Origin of the sequence: Mitsuaria sp. 7, assembly GCF_001653795.1 — a bacterium.
Taxonomy (GTDB): domain Bacteria; phylum Pseudomonadota; class Gammaproteobacteria; order Burkholderiales; family Burkholderiaceae_C; genus Roseateles.
On record NZ_CP011514.1, the window covers coordinates 4,021,465 to 4,048,193 of the forward strand.

Annotated in this window: 26 protein-coding genes; 10 read left to right on the forward strand and 16 right to left on the reverse strand. The window is 69.2% G+C overall.

Features of this window, described 5'->3' with window-relative positions:
* Positions 1-7: 7 nt before the first annotated feature.
* From ABE85_RS17640 to wecB, 7 genes are all read left to right on the forward strand, one after another.
* Positions 8-1,147: an N-acetyl sugar amidotransferase gene (locus tag ABE85_RS17640; protein WP_082938711.1), complete on the forward strand. Its 1,140-nt coding sequence runs from the start codon at positions 8-10 to the stop codon at positions 1,145-1,147.
* On the forward strand, positions 1,144-1,755 hold the full coding sequence (hisH, locus tag ABE85_RS17645; protein ID WP_067277487.1) for an imidazole glycerol phosphate synthase subunit HisH: 612 nt from the start codon (positions 1,144-1,146) through the stop codon (positions 1,753-1,755). The genes ABE85_RS17640 and hisH overlap by 4 nt, the downstream gene beginning before the upstream one ends.
* A 1-nt stretch (position 1,756) precedes the next feature.
* The gene (locus tag ABE85_RS17650; protein ID WP_067277490.1) at positions 1,757-2,548 is read left to right on the forward strand and encodes an AglZ/HisF2 family acetamidino modification protein; all 792 of its coding nucleotides are present in this window, start codon (positions 1,757-1,759) and stop codon (positions 2,546-2,548) included.
* Positions 2,545-3,813: a glycosyltransferase family 4 protein gene (locus ABE85_RS17655; protein WP_067277494.1), complete on the forward strand. Its 1,269-nt coding sequence runs from the start codon at positions 2,545-2,547 to the stop codon at positions 3,811-3,813. The genes ABE85_RS17650 and ABE85_RS17655 overlap by 4 nt, the downstream gene beginning before the upstream one ends.
* Positions 3,810-4,676 (forward strand): SDR family oxidoreductase, encoded by an 867-nt coding sequence (locus ABE85_RS17660; RefSeq protein WP_067277496.1) that lies wholly within the window; start codon positions 3,810-3,812, stop codon positions 4,674-4,676. The genes ABE85_RS17655 and ABE85_RS17660 overlap by 4 nt, the downstream gene beginning before the upstream one ends.
* Positions 4,677-4,747: 71 nt before the next feature.
* Complete coding sequence (locus ABE85_RS17665) at positions 4,748-5,758, forward strand: polysaccharide biosynthesis protein (protein ID WP_067277499.1); 1,011 nt, start codon at positions 4,748-4,750, stop codon at positions 5,756-5,758.
* Between the two features lie 4 nt (positions 5,759-5,762).
* Complete coding sequence (gene wecB, locus ABE85_RS17670; RefSeq protein WP_067277501.1) at positions 5,763-6,887, forward strand: non-hydrolyzing UDP-N-acetylglucosamine 2-epimerase; 1,125 nt, start codon at positions 5,763-5,765, stop codon at positions 6,885-6,887.
* 62 nt (positions 6,888-6,949) lie between these two features.
* Here wecB and ABE85_RS17675 read toward each other — a convergent pair whose 3' ends face one another.
* The 12 genes from ABE85_RS17675 to ABE85_RS17730 form a co-directional block, all read right to left on the reverse strand.
* Positions 6,950-8,821, reverse strand: coding sequence for a nucleoside-diphosphate sugar epimerase/dehydratase (locus tag ABE85_RS17675; protein WP_082938712.1), 1,872 nt, complete (start codon positions 8,819-8,821; stop codon positions 6,950-6,952).
* Positions 8,822-8,835: 14 nt separating this feature from the next.
* Entirely contained in the window at positions 8,836-9,429 is a 594-nt protein-coding gene (locus ABE85_RS17680) for a sugar transferase (RefSeq protein WP_067277503.1), read from the reverse strand.
* Positions 9,430-9,457: 28 nt separating this feature from the next.
* Positions 9,458-10,693: a DegT/DnrJ/EryC1/StrS aminotransferase family protein gene (locus tag ABE85_RS17685; protein ID WP_082938713.1), complete on the reverse strand. Its 1,236-nt coding sequence runs from the start codon at positions 10,691-10,693 to the stop codon at positions 9,458-9,460.
* Positions 10,690-11,415 (reverse strand): class I SAM-dependent methyltransferase, encoded by a 726-nt coding sequence (locus ABE85_RS17690; protein WP_067277506.1) that lies wholly within the window; start codon positions 11,413-11,415, stop codon positions 10,690-10,692. Before ABE85_RS17690 ends, ABE85_RS17685 begins: the two co-directional genes overlap by 4 nt.
* Positions 11,416-11,483: 68 nt before the next feature.
* Positions 11,484-12,716: a glycosyltransferase family 4 protein gene (locus ABE85_RS17695; protein WP_067277508.1), complete on the reverse strand. Its 1,233-nt coding sequence runs from the start codon at positions 12,714-12,716 to the stop codon at positions 11,484-11,486.
* A 33-nt stretch (positions 12,717-12,749) separates the two neighbouring features.
* Positions 12,750-13,898: a glycosyltransferase family 4 protein gene (locus tag ABE85_RS17700; RefSeq protein WP_231993114.1), complete on the reverse strand. Its 1,149-nt coding sequence runs from the start codon at positions 13,896-13,898 to the stop codon at positions 12,750-12,752.
* Positions 13,895-15,199, reverse strand: coding sequence for a lipopolysaccharide biosynthesis protein (locus ABE85_RS17705; protein ID WP_067277517.1), 1,305 nt, complete (start codon positions 15,197-15,199; stop codon positions 13,895-13,897). The genes ABE85_RS17700 and ABE85_RS17705 overlap by 4 nt, the downstream gene beginning before the upstream one ends.
* Positions 15,196-16,449, reverse strand: a complete 1,254-nt coding sequence (locus ABE85_RS17710) for a DegT/DnrJ/EryC1/StrS family aminotransferase (RefSeq protein ID WP_067277520.1) — start codon at positions 16,447-16,449, stop codon at positions 15,196-15,198. Before ABE85_RS17710 ends, ABE85_RS17705 begins: the two co-directional genes overlap by 4 nt.
* Positions 16,446-17,006, reverse strand: coding sequence for a hypothetical protein (locus ABE85_RS17715; RefSeq protein ID WP_082938715.1), 561 nt, complete (start codon positions 17,004-17,006; stop codon positions 16,446-16,448). The genes ABE85_RS17710 and ABE85_RS17715 overlap by 4 nt, the downstream gene beginning before the upstream one ends.
* Positions 17,007-17,014: 8 nt before the next feature.
* A complete protein-coding gene (locus ABE85_RS17720) occupies positions 17,015-18,118 on the reverse strand; it encodes a DegT/DnrJ/EryC1/StrS aminotransferase family protein (protein ID WP_067277524.1) in 1,104 nt (367 codons plus the stop codon).
* Positions 18,115-18,711 (reverse strand): acyltransferase, encoded by a 597-nt coding sequence (locus ABE85_RS17725; protein ID WP_067277531.1) that lies wholly within the window; start codon positions 18,709-18,711, stop codon positions 18,115-18,117. The genes ABE85_RS17720 and ABE85_RS17725 overlap by 4 nt, the downstream gene beginning before the upstream one ends.
* Position 18,712: 1 nt before the next feature.
* Positions 18,713-19,777 carry a Gfo/Idh/MocA family protein gene (locus ABE85_RS17730; RefSeq protein ID WP_067277533.1) on the reverse strand — a complete coding sequence of 355 codons (1,065 nt, stop codon included), beginning with the start codon at positions 19,775-19,777 and terminating at the stop codon, positions 18,713-18,715.
* A 53-nt stretch (positions 19,778-19,830) separates the two neighbouring features.
* On the opposite strand from ABE85_RS17730, the gene lysS reads away from it, so the two are divergent.
* Positions 19,831-21,372 (forward strand): lysine--tRNA ligase, encoded by a 1,542-nt coding sequence (gene lysS / locus ABE85_RS17735; RefSeq protein ID WP_067283006.1) that lies wholly within the window; start codon positions 19,831-19,833, stop codon positions 21,370-21,372.
* 237 nt (positions 21,373-21,609) lie between these two features.
* Here the strand turns inward: lysS and ABE85_RS17740 are convergent, their stop codons facing one another.
* Positions 21,610-21,894 carry a DUF4148 domain-containing protein gene (locus ABE85_RS17740; RefSeq protein ID WP_067277536.1) on the reverse strand — a complete coding sequence of 95 codons (285 nt, stop codon included), beginning with the start codon at positions 21,892-21,894 and terminating at the stop codon, positions 21,610-21,612.
* 328 nt (positions 21,895-22,222) lie between these two features.
* Between ABE85_RS17740 and ABE85_RS17745 the strand changes: the two genes are divergently transcribed.
* Both ABE85_RS17745 and ABE85_RS17750 read left to right on the forward strand, forming a co-directional pair.
* Positions 22,223-22,477 carry a hypothetical protein gene (locus ABE85_RS17745; RefSeq protein WP_067277540.1) on the forward strand — a complete coding sequence of 85 codons (255 nt, stop codon included), beginning with the start codon at positions 22,223-22,225 and terminating at the stop codon, positions 22,475-22,477.
* 20 nt (positions 22,478-22,497) lie between these two features.
* A complete protein-coding gene (locus ABE85_RS17750; protein ID WP_197507047.1) occupies positions 22,498-22,905 on the forward strand; it encodes a putative toxin-antitoxin system toxin component, PIN family in 408 nt (135 codons plus the stop codon).
* A 38-nt stretch (positions 22,906-22,943) separates the two neighbouring features.
* Here the strand turns inward: ABE85_RS17750 and ABE85_RS17755 are convergent, their stop codons facing one another.
* From ABE85_RS17755 to ABE85_RS17765, 3 genes are all read right to left on the reverse strand, one after another.
* Positions 22,944-23,732 (reverse strand): enoyl-CoA hydratase, encoded by a 789-nt coding sequence (locus ABE85_RS17755; RefSeq protein WP_067283012.1) that lies wholly within the window; start codon positions 23,730-23,732, stop codon positions 22,944-22,946.
* A gap of 85 nt (positions 23,733-23,817) precedes the next feature.
* Positions 23,818-24,942 (reverse strand): DUF3108 domain-containing protein, encoded by a 1,125-nt coding sequence (locus ABE85_RS17760; protein ID WP_067277543.1) that lies wholly within the window; start codon positions 24,940-24,942, stop codon positions 23,818-23,820.
* Positions 24,927-26,693: a M61 family metallopeptidase gene (locus ABE85_RS17765; protein WP_067277546.1), complete on the reverse strand. Its 1,767-nt coding sequence runs from the start codon at positions 26,691-26,693 to the stop codon at positions 24,927-24,929. Before ABE85_RS17765 ends, ABE85_RS17760 begins: the two co-directional genes overlap by 16 nt.
* Positions 26,694-26,729 lie beyond the last annotated feature (36 nt).

The following is a 26,729-nucleotide window of genomic DNA, read 5'->3' on the forward strand; positions in this document are numbered from 1 at the left end:
GTCCGCCGTGTCACAACAGAACTACCGCATCTGCGCCAACTGCATCATGGACACCAGCGACGCAGGCATCACCTTCGATGCCCGCGGCTGGTGCGACTACTGCAACAACTACCACGACAACATCCTGCCGAACTGGCACACGGACGAGCGCGGCCAGGCCGAGATCGACACCATGGTCGCCCGGATCCGCAAGGACGGCGAGGGCCGCGAGTACGACTCGCTGCTGGGCATCAGCGGCGGCGTGGACAGCTCCTACCTGGCCTACCTGGCCAAGGAGAAATTCGGGCTGCGGCCGCTGATCTTCCACGTCGACGCGGGCTGGAACTCGCAGCAGGCGGTGCACAACATCGAGCGCATCGTCGAAGGCCTGGGCCTGCACCTGCACACCGAGGTGATCAACTGGCAGGAGATGAAGGACCTGCAGCTGGCCTACTTCAAGGCCCAGGTCCCGCACCTGGACACGCCGCAGGACCACGCCTTCTTCGCCTCGCTGTACAACTTCGCGGCCAAGCACAAGATCAAGTACATCCTCAACGGCGGCAACTACTCGACCGAATGCGTGCGCGAGCCGCTCGAGTGGGCGTATCACGCGTCCGACCTGGTGCAGCTCAAGGACATCCACGGCAAGTTCGGCACACGTCCGCTGAAGACCTTCCCGCTGTCCGACATCTTCACGTACAAGCTCTACTACCGCTACATCAAGGGGGTGCAGGTCTGGCGCCCGCTGAACTGCGTGCCGTACATCAAGGACCAGGCCATGCAGCTGCTGATCGACAAGTTCGGTTGGCAGAAGTACGCGCACAAGCATTACGAGTCGCGCTTCACCCGTTTCTACGAAGGCTACTGGCAGCCCACCAAGTTCGGCTACGACAAGCGCCGCGCGCATTTCTCCAGCCTCATCCTGACCAACCAGATGTCGCGCGACGAGGCGCTGGAGAAGATCGCCAAGCCGGCCTACGACGAGGCGACGATCGCCCAGGACTTCGAGTACATCGCCACCAAGCTCGACATCTCGGTCGAGGAGCTGCGCGCCCTGCACGACGGTCCGAACAAGAGCTGGCGCGACTACAAGTCCCGCCAGGGCCTGATCGACCTCGGCACCAAGGTCATGCGCGCCGTCGGCGTCCAGCGGGCGATCATCCGATGATCAAGATCATCGACTACGGGCTGGGGAACATCCTGGCCTTCCAGAACATGTACAAGCGGCTCAACGTCCCGGTGGGCCTGGCGAAGACGGTGGACGACCTGGCGGGCGCGACGCGCCTGATCCTGCCGGGCGTCGGCGCCTTCGACCATGCGATGGAAGAGCTCGACCGCTCGGGCATGCGCCAGCGCCTGGACGAGATGGTCCTGGGCGAGAAGATGCCGGTGCTGGGCATCTGCGTGGGCATGCAGATGCTGGCCGACCGCAGCGACGAGGGCACCCAGGCCGGCCTGGGCTGGATCCCCGGCGAGGTCAAGGGCTTCAAGGGCTTGAACCAGCCCGACCTGCTGCTGCCGCACATGGGCTGGAACGACGTCCACCCGGCCGCCGGCCACCGCCTGTTCAATGAACTGACGACCGACGCGCGCTTCTACTTCCTGCACTCGTTCTACTTCGACTGCGCGGATCCGGCCCATGTCGCCGCGGTTTCGAGCTACGGCAAGGAATTCAGCTGCGCCGTCAGCGCCGGCCACATCCACGGCGTCCAGTTCCACCCGGAGAAGAGCCACCATTTCGGCGCCCAGCTCCTGAAAAACTTCTCGGAGCTCTGACATGCTGCGTCCCCGCATCATCCCCTGCCTGCTGGTCCACGACGACGGCCTGGTCAAGACCGTCAAGTTCAAGGACGCCAAGTACGTCGGCGACCCGATCAACGCGGTCAAGATCTTCAACGAGAAGGAAGCGGACGAACTCATCGTCCTGGACATCGACGCCACCGTGCAGGGCCGCGAGCCCAACTTCCGCCTGATCGCGCAGTTCGCGGCCGAGTGCCGCATGCCGCTGTGCTACGGCGGCGGCGTGCGCACCGTCGAGCAGGCCAAGCGCATCATCGGCCTGGGCGTCGAGAAGGTCGCGCTGAGCGCCGCCGCGGTCGAGGACCCGACGCTGATCTCGCGCATCGCCGCCGAGGTCGGCAGCCAGAGCGTGGTCGTCGTGCTGGACGTCAAGACCAGCCTCTTCGGCAAGCAGGAGGTCTGGACACACAACGGCCGCAAGAACAGCGGCAAGTCCCCGGTCGACCTCGCCAAGGAAGCCGAGCGTCTGGGCGCCGGCGAGGTGGTCGTCAACTCGATCGACCGCGACGGCCAGATGAAGGGCTACGACCTGGCCCTGGCGCGCAAGATCCGCGAGGCCACCCGGCTGCCGATGTCGGTGCTGGGCGGCGCCGGTTCGCTGCAGGACATCGGCGCGCTGATCAAGGACTGCGGCGTCGTCGGCGCCTCGGCCGGCAGCTTCTTCGTGTTCAAAGGCCAGTACCGCGCGGTGCTGATCAGCTATCCGTCGCCGGAGCAGAAGGACGAGCTGCTGCGCGCGTCGCTGCCGGCTGCCGCGGCACGCGCATGAAGGTGCTGATCCTCAGCCAGCATTTCTGGCCTGAGACCTTCCGCATCAACGAGGTGGCGGAGTCGCTGATCGCGGCCGGCTGCGAGGTGACCGTGCTCACCGGTCAGCCCAACTATCCCGAGGGCCGCGTCTTCGACGGCTACCGGGCCGCGAGCCTGGCCGCCGAGACGCACCCGTCGGGTTACCGCATCCACCGCGTGCCCTTGTGTCCGCGCGGCGCGGGCGGCGCGAAGCGGCTGGTCGCGAACTACCTCTCCTTCCTGGCCTCGGCGGCCGTCCTGGGGCCGTGGTCGCTGCGCGGCCGGTCCTTCGACGTCGTCTTCGTCTACGGCACCTCGCCCATCCTGCAGGCCATCGCCGGCATCGTGCTCAAGCGCGTCAAGCGCGCCAAGCTGGTGACCTGGGTGCAGGACCTGTGGCCGCAGAGCCTGGAGGTCACCGGCTTCGTCCGCAACCCGAGGCTGCTGGGCGCCGTCGCGACGGTGGTGCGCTGGATCTACCGCCGCAACGACCTGCTGCTGGTGCAGTCCCACGCGTTCGAACCGCCGGTCCGCGCGATGGCGGGCGCCACGCCCGTCGAGTACCACCCGAATCCGGGCGAGCTGGCCTTCAGCGCGCCGGCCGGCGACGTCCCCCCCGCGCTGACACTGCCGGAAGGCTTCAACGTCGTCTTCGCCGGCAACTTCGGCACGGTGCAGGCGCTGGACACGGTCGTCGAGGCCGCCGCTCTCCTGGCGCAGCGCGCGCCGGACATCCGCCTCGTGATGGTCGGCAGCGGCGGCCGCGGTCCCTGGCTGGAAGCCGAGGTCGCGCGCCGCGGCCTGGACAACGTGATGCTGGCCGGCCGCTTCCCGCCGCAGGCCATGCCGGGCATCCTCGACCAGGCCGCCGCGGTGCTGGTGAGCCTGAACCGCGGCGAGATCCTGTCGCAGACGGTACCGAGCAAGGTGCAGGCCTATCTGGCTGCCGGCCGGCCCGTCATCGCCTCGCTCGACGGAGAAGGCGCCCGCGTCGTCGAGGAGGCCGGCGCCGGCATCGCGGTGCCGGCCGAGGACGCCGCCGCGCTGGCCGAAGGCATACTCCGGATCCATGCCATGGCGCCCGAGGCGCGCCGCGCGCTGGGCGAGTCCGGCCGCCGGTACTACGAGCAGCATTTCGCGCCGGAAGCGCTCGCCGCCAAGCTGGCCGCCCGCTTCCGGCAGCTGGCGACCGGGTCGCGCGGCGACCGGTCGTTCACCGACGCACAAGACAAGCAATCGACATGACCTCTCCCCTCCACGTCCTGGTGATCGGCGCCTCCGGCATGCTCGGCAATGCCGTGCTGCGCGTGTTCGCCGAGAGCGACGGCTACCGCGCCTTCGGCTCGGCGCGTTCGGGCGCGCTGCTGCGCAAGCTGCCGACCGCCCTGCATCCGCACATCGTCACCGGCGTCGACGTCGACAATCCCGACAGCCTGGCCCGCCTGTTCGCGACCGTGCGTCCGGACGTCGTCATCAACTGCGTCGGCCTGATCAAGCAGCTGGCCGAGGCGGACGACCCGCTCGCCGCGATCCCGATCAACGCCCTGCTGCCGCACCGGCTGGCGCGGCTGTGCGACGTCGCCGGCGCGCGCCTGATCCACATGAGCACCGACTGCGTCTTCTCCGGCAGGACCGGCGGCTACCGCGAGAGCGACACGCCCGACGCCACCGACCTCTACGGCCGCAGCAAGCTGATGGGCGAGGTGGACTACCCCAACGCCGTCACGCTGCGCACGTCCATCATCGGCCACGAGCTCGACAGCGCGAACGGCCTGGTGGGCTGGTTCCTGTCGCAGAGCGGCACCGTCAAGGGCTTCACCCGCGCGGTCTTCTCCGGGCTGCCGACGGTGGAACTGGCCCGCGTGATCCGCGACCACGTGCTGCCGCAGCCCGCGCTGCGCGGCCTGTACCACGTGTCGGCCGCGCCCATCGACAAGCACGCGCTGCTGACCCTCGTCGCGCAGGCCTACGGCCGCGACACCGTCATCACGCCGGACGATCGCCTCGTGATCGATCGTTCGCTCGACTCCTCCCGCTTCCGCGAGGCCACCGGCTACCAGCCGCCGGCCTGGCCCGAACTCGTGCAGCGCATGCGCGCGTTCGGCTGACAACCGCTTCCACCGACAGCATCCACCGACAGCCTCCACCGACCGCTTCCACCGACGACACGGTTCCGATCATGTTCAAAGACAAGACCCTCCTCATCACCGGCGGCACCGGCAGCTTCGGCAACGCCGTGCTGCAGCGCTTCCTGCACTCCGACTTCGCGGAGATCCGCATCTTCTCGCGCGACGAGAAGAAGCAGGAAGACATGCGCATCGCGCTGAAGAACGACAAGGTGAAGTTCTACATCGGCGACGTGCGCGACTACGACGCGGTCCACGACGCGCTGCGGGGCGTCGACTACGTCTTCCACGCGGCGGCGCTCAAGCAGGTGCCGTCCTGCGAGTTCTATCCGATGGAAGCGGTGCGCACCAACATCGTCGGCGCCGAGAACGTCATCCGCGCCGCGATCGCCAACGAGGTGAGCCGCTGCGTCGTGCTGAGCACCGACAAGGCCGTCTACCCGATCAACGCCATGGGCATGTCCAAGGCGATGATGGAGAAGGTCATGGTCGCCAAGTCGCGCCTGTGCGACCCCGGCAAGACGGTGCTGAGCGCCACGCGCTACGGCAACGTGATGGCCTCGCGCGGATCGGTGATCCCGCTGTTCCTGGACCAGCTGCGCGCCGGCAAGGCGCTGACGGTGACCGATCCGGCGATGACGCGTTTCCTGATGTCGCTGGAAGAGTCGGTGGACCTGGTGCTGTACGCGTTCGAGCACGCCCGGCCCGGCGACATCTTCGTGCAGAAGGCGCCGGCCTCGACCGTGGGCGACCTGGCGCAGGCGCTGCGTGAGCTGCTGAAGTCGCAGAGCGAGGTCAAGGTCATCGGCACCCGCCACGGCGAGAAGCTGTACGAATCGCTGGTCTCGCGCGAGGAGATGGCCCGCGCCGAGGACCTGGGCGGCTACTACCGCATCCCGGCCGACTCGCGCGACCTGAACTACGACAAGTACTTCGTGCAGGGCGAGACCGAGATCTCGCGCATCGAGGACTACACCTCCCACAACACGCACCGCCTGGACGTGGCGCAGGTCAAGGAAGTGCTGATGAAGCTCGACATCGTGCAGGAGGCCGTCCGTGCTTAAGGTGATGACCGTCGTCGGCACGCGGCCGGAGATCATCCGGCTGTCGCGCACCATCGACAAGCTGGACCGCTTCTGCGAGCACGTGCTGGTGCACACCGGTCAGAACTACGACTACGAGCTCAACGAGGTCTTCTTCAGCGACCTCGGCATCCGCAAGCCCGACCACTTCCTGGAAGCCGCCGGCGGCAGCGCGGCCGAGACGATCGCGCAGGTCATCATGAACGTCGACAAGGTGATCGAGCAGACGCGCCCCGACGCGCTGCTGATCCTGGGCGACACCAACAGCTGCCTGGCCGCCATCGCCGCGAAACGCCGCAAGGTGCCCATCTTCCACATGGAGGCCGGCAACCGCTGCTTCGACTTCCGCGTGCCGGAGGAGATCAACCGCCGCATCGTCGACCACACCTCCGACATCAACCTGACCTACAGCCAGATCGCGCGCGACTACCTGCTGCGCGAGAACCTGCCGCCCGACCAGGTCATCTGCACCGGCAGCCCGATGCGCGAGGTGATCGAGCATTACCGCGACGGCATCGAGTCCTCCGACGTGCTGACGCGCCAGGGCCTGGAGGCCGGCAAGTACTTCGTGGTCAGTTCGCATCGCGAGGAGAACGTCGACTCGGCGGAGAACCTGCAGCGCCTGCTGGCCGTGCTGAACATGCTGGCCGAGCGCTACGACGAGCCGGTGATCGTCTCCACGCACCCGCGCACCCGCAAGCGGCTGGAGCAGCTCGGCGACGCCGTGCAGGTGCATCCGCGGGTGCAGTTCATGAAGCCCTTCGGCTTCCTGGACTACATCCACCTGCAGACCCGCGCGCGCGCGGTGCTGTCGGACAGCGGCACGATCACCGAGGAATCGTCGATCCTGAACTTCCCCGCGCTGAACCTGCGCGAGGTGCACGAGCGCCCCGAAGGCGTCGAGGAAGCGGCCGTCATGATGGTCGGACTGGACGTCGAGCGCGTGCAGGACGGCCTGCGCGTGCTCGAGGGCCAGCCCCGCGGCGACGAGCGCCTGCTGCGCCTGGTCGACGACTACGCGCCGGCCAACGTCTCGGACAAGGTGCTGCGCATCATCATCAGCTACACCGACTTCGTGAACCGCAAGGTCTGGAAGAAGACGCGGAGCTGAATCCGCGCCGGCCCCGGCACGCTCCGGAATGGCCCGGGGGGATGCCGATCAGAGGCTGAGGCTCAGGGCCGGCCGCTGTAGCTCAGCGGCAGCCGCGCGAGCAGGCCGCGCGCCTCGGCGCCCTCGCGCCGGGGCTGCCCGGCGGCCAGCGCCGCCAGCAATTCCTGCACGGCGGCGTCGCCCGCCACCTGGTCGCCCAGCCGCGCGATGCGCAGCGCGGCGATCCGCGTCGGCAGCGTCGTGTCCTCGTCGCCCAGCAGCTCCTCGTAGAGCTTCTCTCCGGGCCGCAGGCCGGAGAACTCGATCCGGATCTCGCGCAGGTCCTTCCCGCTCATCCGGATCATGGTCCGCGCCAGGTCGACGATCTTCACCGGCTCGCCCATGTCGAGCACGAACACCTGTCCCGACTCCCCGATGGCGCCTGCCTGGACGACCAGTCGCGCGGCTTCCGGAATCGTCATGAAGTAGCGCGTGATCTCCGGATGCGTGACCGTCACCGGCCCGCCCCGGGCGATCTGCTCCTTGAACTTCGGGATCACGCTCCCGCTGGAGCCGAGCACGTTCCCGAACCGCACCGCCATGAACTTCGTCGCATGCCCCTGCCCGGCCATGTGGCTGATGATCAGCTCCGCCGCGCGCTTGGTGGCGCCCATCACGTTGGTCGGGTTCACCGCCTTGTCCGTCGAGATCAGCACGAAGCGCTCGGCGCCGGCTTCGGCCGCCGCCACGCACGCGTGATACGTGCCCAGCGTGTTGTTCCTCAGCGCCGCCCACGCGTTCTCGTCCTCCATCAGCGGCACATGCTTGTAGGCCGCCGCGTGGAAGACGATCTGCGGCCGGTACTTGCCGAAGGTGAAGCGCAGGTGCTCCAGGTCCTTCACGTCGCCGACCAGGCGGACCAGCGGGATGCGCGGGAACTTCTCCGACAGCTCCTGCTCGATCCCGTACAGCGCGAATTCACTCAGCTCGTACAGCACGATCCTCGACGGACCATAACGCGCCACCTGCCGGCACAGCTCCGATCCGATCGAGCCGCCCGCGCCGGTGATCAGCACCGTCTTGCCGCCTATGCACTCGCTGATGCCGCCCTCGTCCAGCTCAACCGGCTCGCGGCCCAGCAGGTCCTCGGGCTCGATGTCGCGCACCTGGTTCACCGCGCGTCCGGCCAGCAGTTCCTGGCTGCTCGGCACCGTCAGCACGGCCAGGCCGGTCTTGCCCGCGAGGTCCAGCGCCCGGCGCCGCTGCACCGTCGTCGCCGCCGGCATCGCCACGATCACGTGCGTGATGCCGTGCATGTCCGACAGCCGCGTCGCGTCCTCCAGCGTGCCGATCACCGGCACGCCCGCGACGCGCGCACCGCGTTTCTCCGGCGCGTCGTCCAGGTAGCCCACGACCACCCAGCCCTGCTGGTGCTGGATCCCGGCCACGAGCAGCCGCCCGGCATCGCCCGCGCCCATCACGAGTGCGCGACGCTGCTCCAGCGCGCTGCCGCTGATGCGGCTGCGCATGTGCTCGTAGAGCATGCGGTAGCCCATGCGGATCATCGCCAGCACCATCAGCGTGAACACCGGATGCAGCGCCAGCACCGCGCGGGGCACCTTGGTCAGTTGCGCCATCAGCACCGCCACCGCGGCGATCAGGCCCGCGGTCACGCACACCGCCGCCAGCCGCTTGACCTCGCCGAAGCCGCTGAAGCGCCACATCCCCTTGGGCACCTGGAACAGCTTCAGCAGCCCGCCGTACAGCACCACGATGCCCAGCATCACCCAGTGGTCGTAATCGGGCCGGGCCTCGAACCAGCGCTCGAACCCCAGGCGGAACAGGTAGGTCGCCTGCCACGCGAGCGCCACCGCCACCATGTCCAGCGCGAGCGCCAGGGCCTCCCGGTAGGGGCGGATCCGCGTGAGGAAGGCATCCAGGGACAACCAGTTCATCGTGTGCTTTTCTCTCAGTCCCTGATCGCGCCCAGCGTCGCCAGGATCAGCCGGATGTCGCCGCCCAGGCTGGCGTTGCGCACGTAGTCCGCCGCCAGCCGCAGCTTCATCGGCATGACCACCTCGACGTACTCGCGCTCGGGATCCTCGGCCTGCGCCAGCAGCTCGCTCTCGTTGCGGAAGCTCAGCGAGGCCGGATCGGTGATGCCCGGCCGCACCGACAGCACCAGCGCGCGCAGCTCCGCCGGATACAGCGCCACGTAGCGCGGCACCTCGGGCCGCGGCCCGACGAGGCTCATCGCGCCGCGCAGCACGTCCCACAGCTGCGGCAGCTCGTCGACCTTGCTCGCGCGCAGCCAGCGGCCGCTGCGCGTGATGCGCGCGTCGTCGCCGATGGTGATCTGCGGACCGAGCGCCGGCGCGTCGACGCGCATGGTGCGGAACTTGTGGATGCGGAAGGTCCGCCCGAAGCGCCCCACCCGCTCCTGCCGGAACATCACCGGCCCGCGCGAGTCCATCTTGACCCACGCCGCCACGACCAGCAGCAGCGGGCTCAGCAGCAGCAGGCCGAGGCCGGCGCAGAGAATGTCGAAAAGTCGCTTGGCCATCGGCCGTCCCGTTCCCGCCGTGCCGTGCTCAGAAGCCCAGACTGCGGCGCACCGCGACGATCACGCGCTCGACCTGCTCGTCGGTCATCGCCGTGTACAGCGGGATGGTCACCGTGCGCTCGTAGGCCTTCTGCGATTCGGGGAACATCGCCGGCGTCAGCCCGTAGAGTTCCTGCCAGTACGGATGCTGGTGCAGCGGCACGTAGTGCACGCTGCAGCCGATGCCCTGCTCGAACATGCGTTCGATGAACAGGTCGCGCGACACGTCCGTCGCGTCGGACAGGCGCAGCACGAACAGGTGCCAGCTGTGGACGTCCTCGTTGGGCGCCTTGGGCGGCAGGATCAGCGGCAGGTCCGCGAGCGCCTCGAAGTAGCGCGCGGCGATCTGCTCGCGCCGTTTCTGGAAGCCCGGCAGCCGCTTGAGCTGGTGCAGCCCCAGCGCCGCGGCGATGTCGGTCAGGTTGTACTTGAAGCCGGGGGCGACGATCTCGTAGTACCAGCTCGGCACCTTCGCGGTGAAGCGGTCGAACGCGTCGCGGTTGATGCCGTGCAGCCGCATCACGCGGGCGCGCTTGGCCAGCTCCGGATCGCGGGTGACCAGCATGCCGCCCTCGCCCGTCGTCATCGTCTTGTTGGCGTAGAAGCTGAACACCGTGGCGTTGCTGCCCATCGTGCCGATCAGCTCCTTCTCCAGCGTGGTGGGCAGCGCGTGCGCGGCGTCCTCGACCACCTTCAGCCCGTGCTTGCGCGCGATGTCCAGCAGCGTGAGCATGTCCACCGCCAGGCCGGCGTAATGCACCGGGATGATCGCCTTCGTGCGCGGCGTGATCGCGGCCTCGATCTGGTCGATCGCGATGTTCATCGTCGCCGGATCGATGTCGACCAGCTTCACGTCCGCGCCGAGGTAGCGCACCACCTCGGCCGTCGCGGTGAAGGTGTGCGTCGTCGTGATGACCTCGTCGCCGGGGCCGATGCCCAGGGCTTCCAACGCCAGGTGCAGGCCGGCGGTCGCGGAGTTGACGGCGATGCACTCGATCTGCGGCTCGGCCAGGAATTCGGCGAAGGCCTGCTCGAAGCGCCGCGCCTTCGGGCCGGTCGTGATCCAGCCGCTCCTGAGCGTGTCGACGACCTCGGCGATCTCCTCGTCGCCCAGCTCGGGCAGCGCGAACGGGAGGAAGGGCAGCTTGGGCTCGGCCGTCTGCCCAGCCGTCTGCTCAGGGTTCGGCACGGCATTCGGACCGGCCTTCAGATCGTTGATGTTCATGATGTCTTGGTGATCAACGCCAGCACGTGGCTGCGCAGGAAGGGGATCGTGTTGAGGACGCGGTAGGCGCCGGGGTGCAGGCGGCAGACGGCCCGCGCGATCGGCGGGGCCAGCGTGACGCGGCGCACCGCCATCCGGCCCTCGGGGAACAGAGCGCGCACGCGTTTCAGCGGCACGCCCCGGACGTCGGGATTGCGGGGATTGTCGACGATGAAGTCGTACCAGAGCACCGCCCCGCCCGGCTTCACCCAGCGCCACATCGCGTCGGCGAGCCGGCGCTGCAGGCCGTCGTCCAGGATGGAGGAGAACACCGTCGACTGCAGCACCAGGTCCTGGCTGCCGGCCTCGACGTCCGCCTGCGAGGCGTCGCCCGCCAGCAGGCGCACCTGCTGCGGCAGCGCGGCGCGCGCGGCCTCCAGCCGTTCGGGCAGCAGCTCGATGCCGGTGAGGTGCTGCGGCAGCAGACCCAGCCGCAGCATGTCCATCAGATTGCCGCCGGCGCCGCAGCCGACCTCGGCCATGCGCCAGTCGCCCAGCGGCACCGCCGGATCCGCCAGCGCGGCGCGGTGCGCGGCCAGCAGGCGCAGCATCGCGGCCTGGCGCTCATGCAGCATCTGCCAGACCTCGGGACGCAGCAGGCTGTAGCGCTCCAGACCCGCCAGCCGCTGGTCGCGGCGGGCGTAACGCTGGGCGATGGCCTGGAGTTCTCGGTCCTGGGTCATGTCGTCGTCGGCGGAACGCCGTGGTGAGGACTGCGTTGATCGGGACTGCGGAGACAGGGAAAGACGGTTCAGGACACCGCGTCGATGAATCGCTGCGCCAGGACAGGATAGGTGTGATTCGCCAGCACGAACTCGCGACCGCGCCGGCCCATGGCGGCGCGCTCTTCAGCCGTGACGGCGGCGAGCTGGAGCAGGCCCTCGGCGACCGCCTTCGCATCCTGCGGCGGCACCGTCAGGCCAGCGCCGGCCTCGGCGACGGGGTCATTGCCGGCCTCCACCGAATGCAGCACCGGCCGCTGCGCCATCATGTAGTCCATCAGCTTGTTGGGCGCGATGCCGAAGCGATAGATCGGCGTGCGCTGCCAGCCGATGTAGGCGATGTCGAAGCCCTTCAGCAGCGACGGGATCTGCGCCTTCGGGATCGGGGGGAACATCGCGACGTTCGTGATTCCCTCGTCGCGCACGCGCGCTTCGAGTTGGTCCCGCAGGTGCCCGCCGCCGACAAGCACGAAGCTCAACGCGGCGCCCTCCGCGCCATGCGCGTCCTTGAGCCGTTTCGCCGCGTCGAGCAGCACGTCCAGCGCGTTGGGCTCGCCCATCGAGCCCGCGTAGCCGACGACGGTGCGTCCCGCCGCGCGCTCGGCGGCCAGGTGCGCCTGGATCGCGGCGTCCAGCGGCTCGCCCTGCCCGGACCATTCGTCCAGCGTGATGCCGTTGGGCACGATGTGCAGCTTCTTCAGGTCGAGGCCGTGCGCGGCCATGTGCTGATGCACCTTGGGCAGCATGGACACGACGACGTCGGCATCGCGGTAGGCGTCGTTCTCCGCCTTCTGGCAGAGCATCGCGAACGGGTGCCACTTCGACATGCCCGACAGCTCGATCGGCGACAGCGGCCAGAGGTCGTGCACCTCGTACACCAGCTTGGCCTTGGCGAGCTTCGCGACGCGGCGCGCGACCCAGACGTCCATCGGGTAGGTGCTGGACGCGATCACGACGTCCGGCGCGAATTCGCGCGCCAGGATGTCGGCGTCCTTCCAGACCTGGCGGCAGAAGGACCAGATGTTCTTCACCCGGCCCGTGCCGTTGCCCTGGTACTCGGGCGTGTCGTAGAAGAGGTAGTTCACGCCGTTCAACGCGGCCATGCCGGGCTCCGGCTGGGTCGTGCGGACATGCGAGTACGACGCGCCCAGGATCAGCGCCTGGTGCCCGGCCCGGACCCATTCGCGGGCGAGATAGAACGGGCGGAATTCCATGCCGTGCATGGGCGAGCCGGCGTAGTGGTTGATCAGCAGGAGCTTCATGGGGAGGAGAACGGCATGCTCGGACGGGAATGCTCAGAAGCGCTTCAGGCGCTCGACGAAGGTCTTGACGGCGGGCCCGAACATCGCGTGCTCGGCGACCCACGCGCGGTTGGCGGCGCCCAGACGGTCGGCGTCGACCGAGTGCCCGGCCACGTCGGACTGTCCGACCATCAGTTGCAGGCGGTCGGCCAGCGTGGCGAGGTCGTCGCCGTCCTTCAGGATCAAGCCGTGACGACCCAGCAGCTTCGCGTTCGGGTGCATCGCCGCATCGATGCTGGCGATGCCGCCGGTGCCCAGCACCTCGTCGTTGGCGGGCAGGTCGGACAGGATGGGCAGGCACTCGTGGGCCATGGCCTCCAGCACGGAGACCGACACCGAGTCGCTCTGCGGCAGGCTCAGGAACCAGCGCGCCGGCGCGTAGCGGCGGCCTTGCGACGTCGCATCGACGCGACCGATGAACTCGACTCGGTCCGTGAGCCCGAGCGACGCGACCTGCGCCTCCAGCGCGCCGCGCAGCGAGCCGTCGTTGCCGACGACCAGGCGCGCCTCCGGCTGCTTCGCGGCGATCGCGGCGAAAACCTCCATCACGCGATGCGGCCGGTAGATCGGCTCCAGCCCGCGGTTGGTGAAGAACAGCCAGGGCTGCTTGCGGACGTTCTGCTTGGGCAGTTGCTCCAGCCCGAACGGGAAGGTCATCACCTCGGCCGCGCCGAGCTCACGCATGCGGGCGCTCATGTGCTCGGAATCGGAGGTGGTGATCGCGCAGGCCTGCAGCACCTTGGTCGTGAGCCAGCGGTAGGCCCAGCCCTGGTCGGGCGTGACCAGGATGTCGCTGCCCCAGGCGGAGCCGGCGATCCTCGCGCGCAGCTTCCAGCCGCGGCGCGCGGCCCAGGCCAGCGTGCCGTGCGAGGTCAGGTAGTGCGCGTGCAGCCAGTCGGCATCGACCCGCTTGAGCCAGGCGCCCAGCGCCGGCAGCTGCCTGAGCACGGCGATGTTGCCGCCGGCATGCGCGGGATCGGTGTTCATCGCCAGGCGGCGGTCCTCGGGGATCAGGAACTGGAACTCCGGCGCGAAGCCGCGCGTGGACGCCGCCCACAGTTCGACCTCCCGCTGCTGGGACAGCGCGCGGGCCCATTTCAGGAGGTGGGGACTCTCGCCGTCCCCGATCAGGACCAGTCTCATGCAGGCACTCCGTGCAAGGCGGGTCGCGGCGCCGAGCCGCGCACCAGCCATGCGAGATAGATCGCGAAATAGATGGGCAGCAGCACGGCGATGGCGGCCAGCGCCGTCGTCAGCGCACCGCCGGTACTCAGGACCAGCGCGACCGGCAGCACGTACAGCGCATTGCCGACCAGGCTGAAGACCAGTGCGCCGCGCTGCCGGCCGGTGACCATCGGCGTGACCGTCAGCGGCGCGGCGATGAAGTGCGCCGCGACATAGGGGGCGAGCCAGCGGCCGTACTCGCCGGCGCGGGCCCAGTCCGCTCCGAGCAGCCAACCGAACAGCGCGGGACCGATGGCGATCAGCACGACCATGCAGGGCAGCGCGACCATCGCCAGCAGCTTGATGCCGCGCCGCAGGCGCGGGCGCAGGTCGATGCCGCGCTGCCAGTCGCGGGCGAGCTCGCCGAGCAGGGCTTCGGACAAGGCGCCGCCGACCAGCGTCGCCGGCGCTTTCACGAGGCGCACCATCAGCGCGTAGTAGCCCGCCGTCGCGGCATCGGCCCAGGCGGCGATCATCGCCAGCACCAGCGTCTCCTGCGCCGCGTTGACGAAGGCATGCGGGCTGTTGAGCAGCGGGAACTGCTTGTAGCGCCAGCCCAGGCGACGCAGGTGTCGCCAGTGCCAGGTCTTGCCGGCCCGGTCCAGCCGCGTCGCACGGCGCCAGCGGGCGCCGCGCCGCAGCAGCCACAGCGGCGCGAGCAGCGCGGCCAGGCTCTGCGACAGCACCAGCGCCGCCACGCCCGCGAATCCGCCCAGCGCGGCCGCGGCCTGGGCCGCCGCCATCACGCTCTGCTGCAGCACGCGGGCCTGCGCGATCACGTCGATGCGGCCCTGGCGGTTGTTCCAGAGGCTCAGCGCCTGCTGCATGCCGGCCAGCGCGACCACCGGCGCGAGCATCAGCAACCACGGGTCCAGCTGGTCGAGGGACACCCAGCGCCCGCCGAGCTTGGCGTGGTGCGCCATCAGCAGGTGCCAGCCCGTGGCGCCGACTGCCGTGAGCAGGCCCATGCCCAGCGCGATCCACAGCGCCAGCTGCAGCACCAGCGCGGCCTCGCCGTCGCGGCGCGGCAGGACGATGGCGAATTCGTAGCGCGCGTTGGCGATCGTCGCGAGGTTCGCGGCCAGCGCCACGAACAGCGCCCAGTGTCCGAGCGCCTCCGCGCCGTACCAGCGCGTCAGCAGCGGCGCGATCAGCATCGGGATCGCCTGCGTCAGCATCGAGGCGCCGGCCAGCTGCGCGAAACGGCGGCGGACGGTCATCGGACCTTCCCCCCGTGGCGTTCCGCGATCGCGCGCAACGCGGCGCGTTGCGACGGGCTCAGCCGCGCATGACGACCCAAGGGCAGGTTGAGCACGGTGCGCGCGGCGCGCTCGCCGTTCGGGCACTCGCCCTCGGTGTAGCCGAAACGGCGGCAACCGCGCGGATGGACGACGTCGTCGAACCAGGTGCCGCCGACGACGCCCGCCTCCTCCAGCGCGGCGATCGCGGCGTCGCGCGTCGCGGCGTCACGCAGCAGCAGCGGGTACCTGAGCAGCACCGCGCCGGGCGCACGGACGGGCCACTCCCAGCCCGGCAGATTCGCCAGCAGCGCGTCGTAGTCCTGCGCCTGCGCGCGGCGCAGCGCATGGACCTCGTCGAAGCGGCCCGCCTGCATCAGGCCGATGGCCGCGCTCAGCGGGTGCAGGCCGGCACGGTAGTCGGGCTGCGTGTCGCCGGCGACCTCGCTGTCGGGCGTCTTCGCGACCACGCCCAGCATCCGCGACGGCGCCCGCAGCAGCGCGACCAGCGCCTGCAGCGCGGGGCGCGGCAGGCTCATGGTCAGGCGGTGCCAGCACAAGGTCAGCAGCTGCTTGAAGACCGTCGACGTCGCGGGCGCCTGCAGCACGGGCATGCGCGCCGCGAAGCGCTCGCGCAAGGCGGGGTCGTGGATCACCAGCGCGCCGCCGATGCCGGTGGTCAGCGGCTTGGAATACTCGAAGCTGAAGAACGCCGCATGCCCCAGCGTGCCGACCTCGCGGCCGATCGCGTCGGTGCTGCCCCAGGCGTGGGCGGCGTCCTCGATGAACACGACGTCGGGGTGTTTCGCCCGCAACGCGTCCAGGCCCTCGGTGACGAGGCCGAAGTTGTGCGGCACGACGACGAGGCGCGTCGCCTCGCTGATGGCCTGGGAGATCGCGTGGGGCGTGGGATTGAAATCGTCCCGCGCGATGTCGACGTAGCGCACCGCCAGCCCGAGGTGCATGAAGACGTTGGGCACGACGACGCAGGTGTAGCCCGGCAGCAGCACTTCCGAGCCGGCCGGCAGGTCCAGCGACGCGGTGAACGCATGCAGCGCCGCGCGGCCCGTGCCGAAGAGCCGGACCTCGCCGGCCTGCGCCGGATCCAGGCGCAGGCTGCGCGCGAACGCGGCGCGGAAGTCCTCGCCGCTGGCCGCGCCGCGGCGCAGCCAGTGCCGGAGCGCGCCGGGCAGATCGCGCCAGCGCAGCGCGCCGGCGACGTGACCCTTCACGGGGCGGTCGACGGCGGCCTGGCCCCGTCGATCCGGTGGAGCGGGCGGGCCGGCACGCCGCCGTAGACCCAGCCGCTGGGCAGGTGGCCGCGCACCACCGCGTGCGCCGCGACGACGACGCCGTCGTCGATGAAGCTGCCCGGCAGCACCGTCACGCGGGCGCCGATGAACACGTTGCTGCCGATGCGGATCTCGCCGCGCCGGTAGTGATCGCGGAACAGGCCGGTGGCCGTCACCGCGTTGGACTCGCAGAACAGCATCAGGCCGGGGCCGATGGCGACGTCGTCGCCGATGCTCAGGCACTGGTCGCCGACCAGCAGGTAGCCGCCCGGCGCGACATGGCTGCGCGCGCCGATCACGAAGCGGCCCTGGCCGGTGGCGAGGATCTGCACGTCGCGGTACAGGATGGATCCCGCGCCCAGCGTGCTGCCCGCGCCGCAGCGCACGCGCGCGCCGGGGTGGATCTGCGCGCGGGTGCCCACGTCCAGGCCCAGCCATGCCGCGACCCGCGCCCGCATCCGGGCGCGTACGGCATCCAGCGTGTAGCCGATCAGCATCGGGGCGGTCAGGTCAGCGCAGCCCGGAGCGCGGCGACGACCTGGTCCTGCTGCGCCTCGCTCAGGTCGGGACTCATCGGCAGGCTCATCACGCGCCGCGCGGCGGACTCGGCGTTGGGCAGCGGTGTCGCGACGCGGCAGCGCTGCTCGTAGGCTGGCTGCCGGTGCAGCGGTTTCGGGTAATGCACCGCGGTCGGAACGCCGGCCTGCTTCAGCGCCTCGGCGATCTCATCGCGGCGGTCGACCTGCACGGTGAACTGCGCCCAGACGCAATCGCGGTCCTCGCGCACCGCCAGGCGCTGCACCGGCAGTTCGCCGATCAGGCGCTGGTAGCGCTCGCCGATCGCCAGGCGCTGCGCGATCTCCCAGTCGAAGCGTTCCAGCTTGCCCAGCACCACCGCGCATTGCAGCGTGTCCATGCGGCCGCCGACGCCCACCCGCGTGTGCGTGTAGCGCTGGCTCTGGCCGTGGACGCGGATCTCACGCGCGGCCTGCGCCAGCGCGTCGTCGTCGGTGAACAGCGCGCCGCCGTCGCCGTAACAGCCCAGCGGCTTGCTCGGGAAGAAGCTGGTCGCGCCCCAGGTCGACAGGCCGCCGCTCTTCCTGCCCTTATAGGAAGCGCCGAAGCTCTGCGCGGCGTCCTCGATCACGGGGATGTTGCCGTGCTTCGCCGCGATCGCATTGATCGCGTCCATGTCGCAGACCTGGCCGTAGAGGCTCACCGGCATGATCGCCTTCGTGCGCGCCGTGATGGCCGCCTCGATCAGCGTCGCGTCGAGGTTGCAGCTGTCGGGCTCGATGTCGACCAGCACCGGCACGCCGCCCAGCAGCACGATGGTCTCGACCGTCGCGGCGAAGGTGAAGGGCGTCGTGATGACTTCGTCGCCGGGCTGCAGATCCAGCGCCATCAGCGCGATCAGCAGCGCCTCGGTGCCGCTGGCGACGGTGATGCAGTGCTTCGTGCCGACGTAGGCGGCCAGCGCGGTCTCCAGCTCCTTGACCTCGGGGCCCATGATGTACTGGCCGTGGTCCAGCACGCGCTGGATGCGCGCGTCTATCGTCGTCTTCAGCGCGGCGTACTGCGCCTTGAGATCGATGAAGGGAAGGCTCATGACTGGGGATCCTGGGGCGTGACCAGCATCAGCGTCTGGCCGTCGAGTTCGTAGAGGTCGCCGCCGGCGGGGCAGGTCGCGCGCCCGTGGCCGTCGACGGGCAGATCGAGCTTCTCGCCGTGCCGGCTCATCCAGCCGATCTGGCGGGCCGGCACGCCGACCATCAGCGCATGCGGCTTCACGTCGCCCTTGACGACCGCGCCGGCGCCGACGAAGGCGTACTCGCCGATCGTCGCGCCGCAGACCACGGTGCAGTTCGCGCCCAGCGTCGCGCCGCGCTTCACCAGCGTGCGGCGGTACTCGCTCTTGCGCGGCACGGCCGAACGCGGGTTGTAGACATTGGTGAAGACCATGGACGGACCGCAGAAGACGTCGTCCTCCAGCGTCACCGCGTCATAGACCGACACGTTGTTCTGGATCTTCACGTTGCGGCCTATCGTCACGTCGTTGCCGACGTAGACGCCCTGCCCCAGCGAGCAGCCCTCGCCGACGCGCGCACCGGCGCAGACATGGCTGAAGTGCCAGACCTTGGTGCCCTCGCCGAGCTGCGCGCCGTCGTCGACGACGGCCGAGGCGTGTTGCCAGAACGCCATGTCAGAACACCAGCGGCAGGCCGACGCGCTGGCCGTCGCGCGCGCTGCGGTAGCAGGCGATCAGCAGTTCCAGCGAGCGCAGGCCCTCGTAGCCGTCGACCTGCGCCTGCGCCTCGCCGCGCAGCGTCTGGATGACGTTGTCGTAGTACGCGGCGTGGCCGAAGCCGTAGACGCTGGTCGTCTCGTAGCTGGCGTTCTTCACCAGCTCGTCGTCGGGATGCGGCGTGTCGAAGGCCCAGTGCTCGATCTTGTTGACCGCGGTGCCGCCGATCTTGACCGTGCCCTTCTCGCCGAGGATGGTGATCGAGCCTTCCAGGTTCTGCGGGTAGGTCAGCATCGTCACGTTGATGCTGGCCAGGCCGCCGTGGCGCAGGCGCAGCGCCAGCACGCCGGTGTCCTCGGCCTCGATGTCGCGGTCCAGCGTGGCGGTGTAGGCGTGGACGTTGTCCACCGGGCCGACCAGCCAGTCCAGCAGGTCGACGTAATGGCTGGCCTGGTTCATGAAGGCGCCGCCGTCCATGTCCCAGCGGCCGCGCCAGCGGGCGGCGTCGTAATAGCTCTGCGGGCGGGTCCAGAACACGTTGACCGTGCTCATGAAGATGCGGCCGAAGCGGCCTTCTTCCAGCGCCTTCTTCACCAGTTGCACGGTCGCGTTCAGGCGGTTCTGCTTGACGACGAAGAGCTTCACGCCCGCGTCGCGGCAGGCACGGACCATGGCCTGGCCTTCCTCGAACTTCGTCGCCATCGGCTTCTCGCTGAGCACGTGGCGGCCGGCCTGGGCGCAGGCGATGGCCTGCTGCGCGTGCAGCCCGCTGGGCGTGGACAGCACGACCAGGTCGGCGTCCGAGCCCGCCAGCAGCGCGTCCAGCGAGGCGAAGCCGCGGTCGGCCGGCAGGCCGGTCTGGGCCAGCGCGGCCAGCACGGCGTCGGGGCGCGTATCGCAGACGGCGACCAGCTCCGCGCGGCCCTGATGCCGGGTCAGCGCGTCGACGTGGTTCTTCGAAATTCGGCCGCAACCGACCAGGGCGACGCGGACCGGGCGGTCCAGGATGGGGAACTGAGGCATGGGGCGCGATTTTAAGAGCCTAAAATCGCGCCCTGCCCTTTTTGCAGCCCACGATGAGCCAGCCCCAAGACCCCCAGACCGGCAACGACACGCCGGCGCCCGCCCAAGACGAGAACAAGCTGATCGCAGAACGCCGCGAGAAACTCGCCGCCGTCCGCGAAAAAGCCAAGGCCAAGGGGGTCGCGGCCTTCCCCAACGACTTCAAACCGCAGCACCGCGCGCAGCCGCTGCAGGCCCGGTACGGCGAGCTCTCCAACGAGGAACTCGAGCCCCAGGCTGTCGCCGTGACCGTGGCCGGCCGCATGATGCTCAAGCGCATCATGGGCAAGGCCAGCTTCGCCACGCTGCAGGATGCCACCGGCGCGATCCAGCTCTTCCTGTCCAAGGACGCGTTGGGCGAAGAGCTCTACGCCGACTTCAAGCACTTCGACCTGGGCGACATCCTGGGCGCGGAGGGCACGCTCTTCCGCACCCGCACCGGCGAGCTGTCGGTCAAGGTCACGACCCTGCGCCTGCTGACCAAGTCGCTGCGCCCGCTGCCGGACAAGTTCCACGGCATGGCCGACCAGGAGCAGAAATATCGCCAGCGCTATGCCGACCTGATCTCCGACGGCAAGGCGCGCGACCGCTTCGTCGCGCGTTCCAAGGCCGTGTCCTCGATCCGCTCGTACATGGTCGAGAACGGCTTCCTGGAAGTCGAGACGCCCATGCTGCACCCGATCCCGGGTGGCGCGAACGCCAAGCCCTTCATCACGCACCACAACGCGCTGGACCAGGAGATGTACCTGCGCATCGCGCCGGAGCTCTACCTGAAGCGCCTGGTGGTGGGCGGTTTTGAACGCGTCTTCGAGATCAACCGCAACTTCCGCAACGAGGGGATCAGCGTCCGGCACAACCCCGAGTTCACGATGATGGAGTTCTACGCGGCCTACTGGACCCACCAGGAGGTCATGAGCTTCACCGAGGAAGTGATCCGCCACGCCGCGCGCGCCGCCACCGGCAGCGCCCAGGTCACCTACGCCGGCAAGCCGGTCGACCTGGAGAAGCCGTTCACGCGCCTGTCGGTGCGCCAGTCGCTGATCGTGCACGCGGGCGTGAGCGAAGCCGAGGCCGACGACGCCGACGTGCTGCGCGCGAAGCTCAAGGAACTGGGCGAGGAAGCGCCCAAGCACTGGGGCCTCTCGGCGCTGCAGTTCGGCATGTTCGAGGCGGCGGTCGAGGAGAAGCTCTGGGAGCCGACCTTCATCGTCGACTACCCGGTGGAGGTCTCCCCGCTGGCGCGTGCCTCGGATGCGGACCCGACCATCACCGAGCGTTTCGAGCTCTTCATCACCGGTCGCGAGTACGCCAACGGCTTCTCCGAGCTGAACGATGCCGAGGACCAGGCTGCGCGCTTCCAGTCGCAGGTGGCCAACAAGGATGCGGGCGACGAGGAGGCGATGTTCTTCGACGCCGACTTCATCCGTGCGCTCGAGTACGGCATGCCTCCGACGGGCGGTTGCGGCATCGGCATCGATCGTCTGATGATGCTGATCACCGACAGCCCCTCGATCCGCGACGTGATCCTCTTCCCGGCGCTGCGCCGCGAGGCTTGAGTCAAACGCGCACCACCTGACCCCATTCAACGTGCAGTCAACGACTGCGAGTGGGGCCGGAATGGTGCTGGAGGTTCGCGGACGCGAGGCCTCCTGCACCGTGGAGTGCCCGCGCTTGGCCTCACGAACGCAAGCCTTCATGAACGAAAAAAGGACACCCACACGGGTGTCCTTTTTCTTTGCTGGCCCCCCAGGCCGGCCGGTGCATCCGGCAGTGTCGAGGGGGAAGCGTCAGGCTTACTTGGCCGAGTTGCCTTCGGTGGCGGCGCCCTTCTTGGCGGCGGTCTTCACGGCGGCCTTCTTGGCGGCGATCTGGGCCGAGGTCGGCGAATTGATGCCGTTCTCCAGCGAGCCGACGCCTTCCTGCTCGGACGTCAGCGCGGCGAGTTCACCGGATTCACGAGCGGCTTGCAGCTCGGCGATGACTTCGGCGCGGGTCTTCTGGACCGGTTCGGCGGCGAAGGTGGCGCCGGCGGTCAGGAAGGCGGCGGCAATCAGGGTGGTCTTGATCAGGGTGTTCATGGCGGGCTCCTAGCGGTTCGTTGCACCGGACTCCGCACTCCGCGTCGTCCATGGGTTGAACTCTAGGCGCCGCCGCCTAGGGGAAACACTAGGCAATCTGGAAAGATCCGTTCACGGATTGTCAACAATCCCTCAATCGCACACTTAGCGTACAGCGGTCGGGGTCAAGGATTGTTTCAAAAAGATGCTGCCTAGGCAGGGACCACCCTCCCGGAATCGCGGTAATCACGATGCGTTTCCACCACGGGGCTTCAAACGCGTCATCCGCCGCGCTGCTAATAATCACGACATCAGACGCTCGCTCCGGCTGCGTCACGAAGGACTGCCAATGACCACGTTTGAATTCAAGTTGGAACTTTCCGATCGCTTTGCGCGAGATGCCCTGGCCGCAGGCTTCCTGAATGCGAAGGCGGTTCGCGCGCTCATCAAGGACGCCATGGCGCGTCGCGCTGCACAGGAGTTGCTGGACGGTGCCGCCCGCGGCCAGGTAGCGATGTCCAAACCGATGTCGATGAAGGCGATCCAGGCCGAAGTGAATGCCGTGCGCCGTGAGCGCGATTCGAAGGGCGCCATCGGGAAATGAGCGGTCGCGCACGTTGGGTCGTGGACACCAACGTGCTGGTGTCCGCGTTTCTCTGGGGCCGCAATCCCGCCAGGATCATCGAAGCGGTCGCCGAAGGCGAGGTCCAGCTGTTCACCAGCAAGGCACTTCTGGACGAGCTCGCCGCAACACTCGCGAAGAAAAAGCTTGCGAAGGCGGTATCAGCGACCGGTTTTTCTTCGGAGGAACTCGTCGCGCGCTATCGACAGTTCTCCACGCTGATCACTGCCCGGCGACTGGCGTTCACCGCCTGTCGCGATGTTGATGACGACAAGGTGCTTGCCTGCGCGATAACAGCGCGGGCCGTGTTGATCGTGTCTGGCGACGACGATTTGCTATCGATGAAAGACTTCGACGACATCCCGATCATGACGGTGGCGCAGGCGCTGAAAACGCTGCCCGACCGTTGACCGAGTCGCGGCGACGTTCGCCAGCGACTCGGAATCGATCACTGATGCTTGAACGCCGGCGCCCGCTTCGCCAGGAACGCGTCCATGCCTTCGCGCTGGTCGTCGGAGCCGAACAGCGCGTGGAAGTAGCGCCGCTCGATCGCGACGCCGTCGGTCAGCGGGCCCTGGTAGGCCAGGTTGACCAGCTCCTTGATCAGCATCGTCGACGGGCCGCTGAAGCCGTTGATCGTCTCCGCCGCCGTCAGCGCCTCGGCCATCAACTGATCCGCCGGCACCACGCGCGACACCAGCCCGGCGCGTTCCGCCTCGGCCGCGTCCATCATGCGGGCCGTCAGCAGCATGTCCATCGCCTTGCTCTTGCTGACCGCGCGCGGCAGGCGCTGCGTGCCGCCCGCGCCGGGGATGATGCCCAGCTTGATCTCCGGCTGGCCGAAGCGCGCCGTGTCCGCCGCGATGATGAAGTCGCACATCATCGCCAGCTCGCACCCGCCGCCCAGGGCAAAACCTGACACCGCGCCGATCACCGGCTTGCGGACCTGCAGGATGGTCTCCCAGTTCTTCGAGATCAACCCGCTCTTGAACGCCGACATGAACGTGTGCGGCGCCATCGTCGGAATGTCCGCGCCGGCCGCGAAGGCGCGCTCGCTGCCGGTCAGCACGATGCAGCCGATGCCGTCGTCCGCGTCGAAGGCCAGCAGCGCACGGCCCAGTTCGTCCATCAGCGGGTCGCTCAGCGCGTTCAGCTGCTTCGGGCGGTTCAGCCGGATCACACCGGTCTTGCGATCGCCGGCGCCGGCGACCTCCACCAGGATGTTCTCGAACGTCACGCCGGTCAGGGCTGCAATCATGGGATGTCTCCTCGTACTGGAATGGCGGCAACTATAGGGGCGACGAAGAAAGCGCCCGTGACGCTCAAGTACCCGCGCCGGATGTGCCGGATGCGGCGGGAGCGCCCGGAGCGGCAGACGCCGAGGGCGCCGGCGCCAGCGCCTGCTTGGGCGGCGCCTTCAGCACCAGGTCGATGTGGGTGCGCGGGTCGGTCGGACGGTTCTGCCAGATCCGCACCCGCACCGGCAGGTACTGCAGCGACGGCGCCAGCCAGAACTCGGCCTGCATGTCGCCGCGCGTGTCGCTCATGTCCGAATCCACGTGCCACGCCGGGATGGGACCCAGCGGCGTCGCGACCTCTTCCAGCCCCGTCACCTTGTAGCGCCACAGATGCACGTTGCGCGGCAACGCCAGCGGTTGCTGGATCAGCAGGTCGCCCTGCGCGGCCTGGCGGCCGGTCAGGAACAGCCAGGTAAGCTGCACGAACTGGCTGGCCGCGTCCTGCGTGCCGTCGGGCACCGGCGCCCGCCGGCCGTTGGCCAGGCGCACGCCGCCGAGATCGAAAAGCAAGGTCGTCTGCCGGTTCCCGCCCGCGAGCCCGCCGGTCACCTCGTCGAAACGACGCGGCGCGAGGCCCAGCGGCGTGATGTCGCCGTCGCTGCTCATCCGGCGCGACATCAGCGGTGCGATCTTCGGGCCGATCCAGGCTTCGAGATGCACCTGGTAGTGCGAGCCGTCCCGCAGCCATTGCACGCGGGCATCGCCGTACACGGGGCCGCGGAAGTCGCCGGTCAGCTTGTAGTCGAGCTCGGTCGACAGCGGCCATTCGATGCCCGGCATCCACTCGCCGACCGCGTCGGACACCGCGAGCGCCGGCGGCATCGCCAGCGCCTGCAGCTCAGGCGTCGGCTCGCTGGCGGCGGGATCGCGCGGCAGCGGCGCCGGGCCGTCGCCCAGCGCGGGCATCGATTCGATGTGGCGTTGCGGCGCGCCCTGCGGTCCGTCCTTGGGCGGCGTGGTGGCCGGCGGCGGCGGCGGGGCCGGCGCCAGTTCCCGGATGAACGCCGCCTGCAGCCGCTCGGGCTCCGGCGTCCCGGGCGTCCACGCGTCGTGGAGCTCTCGCGCGCCGCTCAGCAGCCAGAGGTGGGCACCGATGACCGCCGCCGTGAGCCCGGCGAGGGGGAGCCGATGTCTCAGCCCCCCAGCCATGCGCGCCGCAGGCTTTGCGCGCGCGCCGGCGCCTTGTCGAGCAGGCCCAGGCAGACCGGCCGCGCGGCACTGTCCTGCAGCGGCAGGGTCAGGGCCAGCGTCAGCATCCGCTGGTCACGCGCCACCAGCAGCTCCAGCCGTTGCGGGTCGACGTGGTTCAGCGTCAGCGGCAGGTCCTCGAGCCTGCGCACGCGCCAGCCGTTGCAGGCGACGATCTCGTCCCCCGCGCTCAGTCCTGCGGCCAGTCCGGCGCTCTCGAGCAGCACGTTCTTGACGATCACGATGCCGTCGTTCTCCGACACCCGCAGCCCCAGGCGCTGCGCCAGCGTCGGCTTGTCCAGGCACCAGCGCACGCCGACGCGCTCCAGCAGCTGCGGCAGCGGCAGGTCCTCGGTGCCGTGCACCCAGGTCGACAGCGTCTGCGCGATCGCCTCGCCGCCGATGTCGACCAGCTTCTGCAGGATGGTCGCCTCGCTGACCGGACCGCCGCCGGTGTCCTTCCACAGGCCGCGCATCAGGTCGTCCACCGACTGCGGCTTCTCGCATTTCTCCGCGCCGCGCAGCGACAGGTCCAGCGCCAGCGCCACCATCGAGCCCTTGGCGTAGTAGCTGACCACCGCGTTGGGCGTGTTCTCGTCCTGGCGGTAGTACTTGGTCCAGGCCTCCAGGCTTGAGCGCGCCACGCTCTGGTGCTTGCGGCCCGGCGCGCCCAGCACCTGCGTGAGCGTGTTGCCGATCAGCTTCAGGTAGCGGGCCTCGTCGATCAGGCCGGCGCGGACCAGGAAGAGGTCGTCGTAGTACGAGGTGAAGCCCTCGAAGAACCAGAGCAGCTCGGTGTAGTTCTCCTGCTCGTAGTCGTAGCGCTCGAACACGTCCGGCCGCAGCCGCTTGACGTTCCAGGTGTGGAAGTACTCGTGGCTGATCAGGCCGAGCAGCTTCACGTAGCCGTCGCTGGTCTCGGACTGCCCCAGGCGCGGCAGGTCGCGCCGCGCGGCGATCAGCGCGGTGCTGGCGCGGTGCTCGAGCCCGCCGTAGCCGTCGTCCGTGCAGTTGAGCAGGAACACGTAGCGCGACATCGGCGGCTTGCTCTTGCCGCCGTGCCAGAAGGCGATCTGCGTCTCGCAGATCTTCTGCGCGTCGCGCAGCAGCCGCTCGCCGTCGAAGATCGGCAGCGCGCCGGACACGACCAGCTCGTGCGGCACGCCGCCGGCGACGAATTCGCCGCGCCAGAACGGGCCCAGCTCGAACGGATGGTCGGCGAGCTCGTCGTAATCGGCGGCCTCGAACTGCAGCGGCGCGTCCTCGACCGGCGCCATCGCCGTGGCGACGTCCCAGCCCGCGGGCAGGCCGGCCAGCTCGACGCGATGCGGCAGATCGTCCTTGCCGTGCGCGCGCAGGCACAGGCCGGTCGCGTTGAAGAAGCCGCGCTGCGCGTCCAGGAAGGCGGCGCGCACGGAGGTATCGAAGGCGTAGACCGGGTAGCTGACGACCAGCGCGCCGCGGCCCGCGCAGTCGAATTCCCAGCGGTTCTTCGCCGTCTGGGTGACGAGCACCTCGCGCTGTCCCTGGCGCGCCGTCACGGCGCCGAGGTGGCGGGAGAACTCGCGCACCAGGTAGCTGCCCGGGATCCAGACCGGCAGGCTCAGGGTCTGGCGCGCCTCGGGCGCCGGCACGGTCAGCGTGACTTCGAAGCGGTGCGCCTGCGGGTCGGCGACGGCGATGCGGTAGTGGATCGTGGGACGAGCGGTCATGAGGAACAGCCTACCAAGCCCGGCGGCCGCATGGTG

Coding starts and splice junctions, on each gene's coding strand:
- ABE85_RS17660 (WP_067277496.1), top strand. CDS start 3,810: ATGACCTCTCCCCTCCACGTCCTGGTGATCGGCGCCTCCGGCATGCTC.
- ABE85_RS17740 (WP_067277536.1), bottom strand. CDS start 21,894: ATGAACACCCTGATCAAGACCACCCTGATTGCCGCCGCCTTCCTGACC.
- ABE85_RS17725 (WP_067277531.1), bottom strand. CDS start 18,711: ATGGCGTTCTGGCAACACGCCTCGGCCGTCGTCGACGACGGCGCGCAG.
- ABE85_RS17730 (WP_067277533.1), bottom strand. CDS start 19,777: ATGCCTCAGTTCCCCATCCTGGACCGCCCGGTCCGCGTCGCCCTGGTC.
- ABE85_RS17650 (WP_067277490.1), top strand. CDS start 1,757: ATGCTGCGTCCCCGCATCATCCCCTGCCTGCTGGTCCACGACGACGGC.
- ABE85_RS17685 (WP_082938713.1), bottom strand. CDS start 10,693: ATGAACATCAACGATCTGAAGGCCGGTCCGAATGCCGTGCCGAACCCT.
- ABE85_RS17765 (WP_067277546.1), bottom strand. CDS start 26,693: ATGACCGCTCGTCCCACGATCCACTACCGCATCGCCGTCGCCGACCCG.
- ABE85_RS17700 (WP_231993114.1), bottom strand. CDS start 13,898: ATGAGACTGGTCCTGATCGGGGACGGCGAGAGTCCCCACCTCCTGAAA.
- ABE85_RS17715 (WP_082938715.1), bottom strand. CDS start 17,006: ATGCTGATCGGCTACACGCTGGATGCCGTACGCGCCCGGATGCGGGCG.
- ABE85_RS17680 (WP_067277503.1), bottom strand. CDS start 9,429: ATGGCCAAGCGACTTTTCGACATTCTCTGCGCCGGCCTCGGCCTGCTG.
- ABE85_RS17745 (WP_067277540.1), top strand. CDS start 22,223: ATGACCACGTTTGAATTCAAGTTGGAACTTTCCGATCGCTTTGCGCGA.
- ABE85_RS17720 (WP_067277524.1), bottom strand. CDS start 18,118: ATGAGCCTTCCCTTCATCGATCTCAAGGCGCAGTACGCCGCGCTGAAG.
- hisH (WP_067277487.1), top strand. CDS start 1,144: ATGATCAAGATCATCGACTACGGGCTGGGGAACATCCTGGCCTTCCAG.
- wecB (WP_067277501.1), top strand. CDS start 5,763: ATGACCGTCGTCGGCACGCGGCCGGAGATCATCCGGCTGTCGCGCACC.
- ABE85_RS17760 (WP_067277543.1), bottom strand. CDS start 24,942: ATGGCTGGGGGGCTGAGACATCGGCTCCCCCTCGCCGGGCTCACGGCG.
- lysS (WP_067283006.1), top strand. CDS start 19,831: ATGAGCCAGCCCCAAGACCCCCAGACCGGCAACGACACGCCGGCGCCC.
- ABE85_RS17675 (WP_082938712.1), bottom strand. CDS start 8,821: ATGAACTGGTTGTCCCTGGATGCCTTCCTCACGCGGATCCGCCCCTAC.
- ABE85_RS17665 (WP_067277499.1), top strand. CDS start 4,748: ATGTTCAAAGACAAGACCCTCCTCATCACCGGCGGCACCGGCAGCTTC.
- ABE85_RS17690 (WP_067277506.1), bottom strand. CDS start 11,415: ATGACCCAGGACCGAGAACTCCAGGCCATCGCCCAGCGTTACGCCCGC.
- ABE85_RS17705 (WP_067277517.1), bottom strand. CDS start 15,199: ATGACCGTCCGCCGCCGTTTCGCGCAGCTGGCCGGCGCCTCGATGCTG.
- ABE85_RS17695 (WP_067277508.1), bottom strand. CDS start 12,716: ATGAAGCTCCTGCTGATCAACCACTACGCCGGCTCGCCCATGCACGGC.
- ABE85_RS17655 (WP_067277494.1), top strand. CDS start 2,545: ATGAAGGTGCTGATCCTCAGCCAGCATTTCTGGCCTGAGACCTTCCGC.